The organism is Streptomyces anatolicus (assembly GCF_019400875.1).
In the GTDB taxonomy this organism is placed as follows: Bacteria; Actinomycetota; Actinomycetes; order Streptomycetales; family Streptomycetaceae; genus Streptomyces; species Streptomyces anatolicus.
Genome location: NZ_WMBF01000494.1, coordinates 1 through 4540, shown reverse-complemented (window position 1 = coordinate 4540; position 4540 = coordinate 1). Strand labels below are relative to the sequence as shown.

General features: G+C 74.2%; 4 protein-coding genes, 1 tRNA gene and 1 pseudogene. 2 read left to right on the top strand and 4 right to left on the bottom strand.

Going from position 1 to position 4540, the window contains the following annotated elements; translation table 11 throughout:
• Positions 1–22: 22 nt before the first annotated feature.
• The gene (locus GKQ77_RS28170; protein ID WP_258022095.1) at positions 23–1180 is read right to left on the bottom strand and encodes a hypothetical protein; all 1158 of its coding nucleotides are present in this window, start codon (positions 1178–1180) and stop codon (positions 23–25) included.
• Positions 1180–1746, bottom strand: coding sequence for a DUF4365 domain-containing protein (locus GKQ77_RS28165; protein ID WP_219691742.1), 567 nt, complete (start codon positions 1744–1746; stop codon positions 1180–1182). Before GKQ77_RS28165 ends, GKQ77_RS28170 begins: the two co-directional genes overlap by 1 nt.
• Positions 1747–1913: 167 nt before the next feature.
• Between GKQ77_RS28165 and GKQ77_RS28160 the strand changes: the two genes are divergently transcribed.
• Positions 1914–2639, top strand: a complete 726-nt coding sequence (locus GKQ77_RS28160) for a 3'-5' exonuclease (protein ID WP_219691741.1) — start codon at positions 1914–1916, stop codon at positions 2637–2639.
• An 85-nt stretch (positions 2640–2724) separates the two neighbouring features.
• Here GKQ77_RS28160 and GKQ77_RS28155 read toward each other — a convergent pair.
• Together GKQ77_RS28155 and GKQ77_RS28150 are read right to left on the bottom strand one after the other, a co-directional pair.
• Positions 2725–2796, bottom strand: a tRNA-Val gene (locus tag GKQ77_RS28155).
• Positions 2797–2835: 39 nt separating this feature from the next.
• The gene (locus GKQ77_RS28150) at positions 2836–3282 is read right to left on the bottom strand and encodes an SRPBCC family protein (RefSeq protein ID WP_219691740.1); all 447 of its coding nucleotides are present in this window, start codon (positions 3280–3282) and stop codon (positions 2836–2838) included.
• 94 nt (positions 3283–3376) lie between these two features.
• Here GKQ77_RS28150 and GKQ77_RS28145 point away from each other — a divergent pair.
• Positions 3377–4540, top strand: a pseudogene (locus GKQ77_RS28145) (SCO7613 C-terminal domain-containing membrane protein); the annotation flags it as partial.

The following is a 4540-nucleotide window of genomic DNA, read 5'->3' as shown; positions in this document are numbered from 1 at the left end:
CCTTCGCCCCGCCTGCCCCCGCTCAGTCCGTCCCGCTCGCCTCCTCGAAGAAGCCGAGGTTCTCCTGGAGCGACTTCAGCAGCCGGTCCCGGTCCGCCTCGTCCACCCGCACCGGCGCCACCCCGGTCGCCCCGGTGAGCCTGCGGAACCCGCCCCGGCTCTCCAGCCTGCCGTGCACCCGGATCGGCAGCCCCACCAGGTGCGCGTGGCCCGCTATCCGGTACGACTCCTCGTCCAGGACCATCCGGACCTGCGTGATCTCCGCCCCGGCGATCACCCTCAGCCGCACCGCGCCCTCCCCCCGCGGTGCCGAGCGCCGCATCCGCACCACGGTGCCGGTGATCCGCACCGGCACCGACGGCTCGTGCCGCAGATAGCGGGCGCCCGCCTCGCGCAGCACGGTGAGGTCGCCGGGCGAGAACTCGACGGGCTCGGCGTGCGCCGCGCACCCCTCGGGCACCCCGGCGCCGGGCGCCCACTCCACGCCGACGCGCGCCCCTTCCGTGCCGCTTACCAGGGCCACGACCGCCTCGGTCAGCTCGTGGCTGACGCCCGCCTCGACCGCCCCGTCGAAGGCGTCCATGCCGCCGGTGGCGCGCTGGTAGTCGACTGCCTCCCGGGCGGCGCACAGCGCCTGGTGCAGCTGGACCGCGAGCGGCCGCCCGGTCAGCACGGGCACGAAGGCGGTGAGGCGGCGCCCGCCGTCCGCGGGCCCGACCAGGACGTCCTCAAGGGCCGCGGTGGCGGGCCCGCGGTGGCGCGCCCCGTAGTACCCGGCGCGGCCACGTGCGGCGAGCGCCGCGGCGAGGAGCATCTGGCGGGCCGCGGAGCGCAGCCGCTCCTCCGCCGGCCAGGTCGCCGCCCCGGCAGGTCCGGCCGGCACATCGCGCCACCAGCGGACCTCGTCGCTGGGCACGGCGAGCCCGACGAGCACGTCACGGGCGGCCGGGGAGGCGCTGCGGGAGAGCGCGACCAGGGCCTCGCCGATCAGGTCGTCGCAGTCGGGGAAGGCCCGGCTCTCCGGCACGAGGAGGCTGGTGCCGCTGCCGCCTGGGCCGGGCGGCGTCCACCGGGCGTAGCGGCCGGGGGCTCCGCCGCGCCGCTGCCAACCGTGCCGGGAGAGCAGCGCGCCGAGCACCGCGGGGTCGACGGTGCCGGGCTCGTCGTGGGGGCGGTGCATCAGGGTCTCCCTCCTGTCCCGACCCGCGTCATGATCTCGCAGAGCGCGCGGTCGTCGAAGATCCGCGAGGTCGGGACGCGCACGGTGGTCCTGCGCCGGCCGGTCACCGGGTGTCCGGCGAGGTTGGTCCAGTAGCAGCAGTGCCGCAGGTCGAGCCGGTCGTGGCGGGCGCGCAGCCAGTCGTCCTGCGAGCGGGGCACGAGCATCACGACCAGGATCTTGTGGACCGAGACCGGTGTGCGGGCGAGCTTCTCCAGGTGTGCGTTGTCGAGCGTGAAGGAGAAGGCGGGGCCCGGCGGGTTCGGCGGTATCTGGTACGTGCACTTCAGCTGGACCTTGATGGTGACCTCGTCGTCGACCGTGTGCCCGGGGGCGCTGTGGCTGACGTGCCAGTCGATGCCGTTGTCCGGAAAGGGCTGGGAGAGCGAGCATCCCGCGGCCGCCGCGACGGCGTGCAGATAGCCCACCTGAAGGGTCTCCATACAGGCGGTGGTGGCGAGTGTGCCGCGCGGCGGTGCGATCCGCTCGGGCAGCAGCCCACCCTGTTCGGGCCGCGCGAGCGCCATGTCCAACAAGCCTTCCGGAACCGGTACTTCCCCACGTGGGCCGTCAATGTCAAGGCCCTGTACCTCTGTTGTCTCCGAGCCGCGTACAGCGCAAACGGCCCGGGTATCACCAGCGTGGGCAGGGGACCGACGTCATCTGCCGGGACTGATCGAGGAGTTGCGTCACCATGACGTGCTGGTACGAGGGGCCCTTGGCCGCATTCGACACGGAGACCACGGGCGTCGACGTCGAGACCGACCGGATCGTGTCGGCCGCCGTCGTCGTCCAGCAGGGCGCGGGGACCCGTCCGCGCATCACCCGCTGGCTGGTGAACCCGGGCATTCCGGTGCCCGGCGAGGCCGTCGCGGTACACGGACTGACGGAGGATCACCTTCAGCGCAACGGCCGCTGGCCCGCGCCGGTGATGGAGGAGATAGCGCGCGATCTGGCGGAACAGGGCGCGGCGGGACGGCCGATAGTGGTGATGAACGCGCCGTTCGACCTGACCATCCTGGACCGGGAGCTGCGCAGGCACCGCGCCTCGTCGCTCAGCCGCTACATGGAGGGCTCGTCCCTCTGCGTGATCGATCCGCGGGTGCTCGACAAGCACCTCGACCGCTACCGCAAGGGCCGCCGCACGCTCGCCGACCTGTGCGCGCACTACGAGGTGGAGCTGGCCGAGGCCCATGACGCGGCGGCGGACGCGCAGGCCGCGCTCGATGTCGTACGTGCGGTGGGGCGCCGTTTCGCGGCCCGCCTGGAGCGGGTCTCACCGGCCGAGCTGCATACGTTGCAGGCCGTGTGGCACGCGTCGCAGGCGCGGGGTCTCCAGGCGTGGTTCGCGAAGAGCGGGGCGCCGGAGGCGGTGGACCCGGCGTGGCCGCTGCGTCCCGAACTCCCGGCGGCCGCCTGAGCGTCGAGGGTGCGCGGGCACCGGCCGGGTGGCGTGCGGGCAAGAAAAAACCGGTCCGTCTGCTGACGGACCGGCATTCTCCGGGTGGGCGATACTGGGTTCGAACCAGTGACCTCTTCGGTGTGAACGAAGCGCTCTCCCACTGAGCTAATCGCCCGGGAACGGACTGAACAATACAGGTCCGGGCGCCCTTCCTTCAAACCGCTGCCAGATGTGCCGCGAGGCCCCTGCGTCCTGCCCGCATCATCAGGGCGTGGTTGAGCAGGAAGACGGGCCTGCCGGGGACGGCGAGGCGCCGCATCAGCGGCCGTCGCACCTCGACCTCCTGGTCGTAGCGGGCCCGTGTCCCCTTGGGCCCGGCCGTGAGGGTCCAGCGCGCCCAGCCCTCCAGGTCGCCGGTCATGCCGATCTCCAGGACCCCGGCGTCGGGGTCGCGGCGCCGCTCGTGCGCGGTGACGAGAAGGTCGTACGGGAGGAAGGAGCGGAAGCGGGCGACGCCGCTGCGGCCGTCGGGCGATGTCACCTCCCGCACCTGCGGCCACCACAGCGGATAGTCCTCGACCCGCTCCAGGACGGCGTAGACGTCGGCGGGCGCGCCGGGCAGGTCCCAGAGGCTGCGGAAGCGGTAGTGGCACCAGTTCATGGGAGGAGTCTGCCCTGCCGGGGGCGGGATCTGAGTACGTCCTGAGTATCCGCACCGATGCCGGCGGGGGTGGCGCGGACCACACTCCTCACCCATGACGAACATTCCGCGACCGGCCGAGGAGCTGCGCCTCCTCGACTGGGAGCTGCGCCAACTGGAAGCGCGCAGGACGCAGTTGTTGCAGCGCCGCGCCTGGCTGCTCGGTGTCCTGCGTGCGGCGGGCCCGGCCGGCTCGCCGCCTCGCCCGGCCGGACCGCCCGCCCCGGGGGCCGCGCCGCCGAGCGCGCAGAACGTCCTGCTGACGCTGGGCGGCGTCCTGCTGACCATCGCGGCGATCGCCTTCACGGTGGTCAGCTGGGGGCACTTGGGCATCGGCGGGCGCAGCGCGGTACTCGGCGCGGTGACCCTCGCGGCGCTGGCGGCCCCGGCACTCCTGCTGCGGCGTTCGCTGCGCTCGACGGCGGAGGCGGTGGCGGGCCTGGGGCTCGCGCTGACCGTCCTCGACGCGTACGCGCTGCGCTACCTGTCCCTGCCGGACGCGGACGCCCTGGGCTACGCGGCCGGTACCTCGGCGGTCCTCGCCACCTTGTGGGCGGGGTACGGCCTGCTCCTCGGCGAGCTGCGGCTGCCGCTGCCGACTGCGGTGGTCACGGCCCAACTCCCCCTGGTCCTCTGGGCGGGAGCCGCGCAGGCGGGCGATCACGCGATGACGGCCGCGCTGCTGGTGACGGCCGCCTTCGACATCGCGCTCGCGCTGTGGACGACGGTCAGGCCGGTGCGGGTCGCGGCGGTGATCGGCGGTTGCACGCTCGGGCTGTGGGGTGCGGCGGGCGCCGGCTGGCTGTCCGTGCGGGCGGCGGATCCGACGGAGGCGGCGCGCGCGGGCGTGCTGCTGCTGTTCGCCGCGTTGATCGCCTCTGTGGCGGCGTGGCGGGCGAAGGGCCCGCAGATCGCCGCCGGGGCCGCGGGTGCGGGTGGTCTGCTCGTGGTGGCGGCGGTCGGCGGAGTGCTGCGGTCCGTGCTGCCCTCGGCGTGGAGCGTGCCGGGTTATCTGATGTGCGGGATCGCCCTCTTGGCTGCCGTGCGCGTCGTGCCGACGCGGCCGGTACGGCACGGGCTCGCCGGAGCGTCCGCCGCGGTGCAGGGCCTCGCGGCGCTGTGGGCGCTGCCGGTCACCGCCGTGGCCCTGCTCGCCCCGCTCGCCTGGGCCACCCGCCCCTGGTCGGCCACCCCCGCGGACACCCGCACCGCCCTGCTC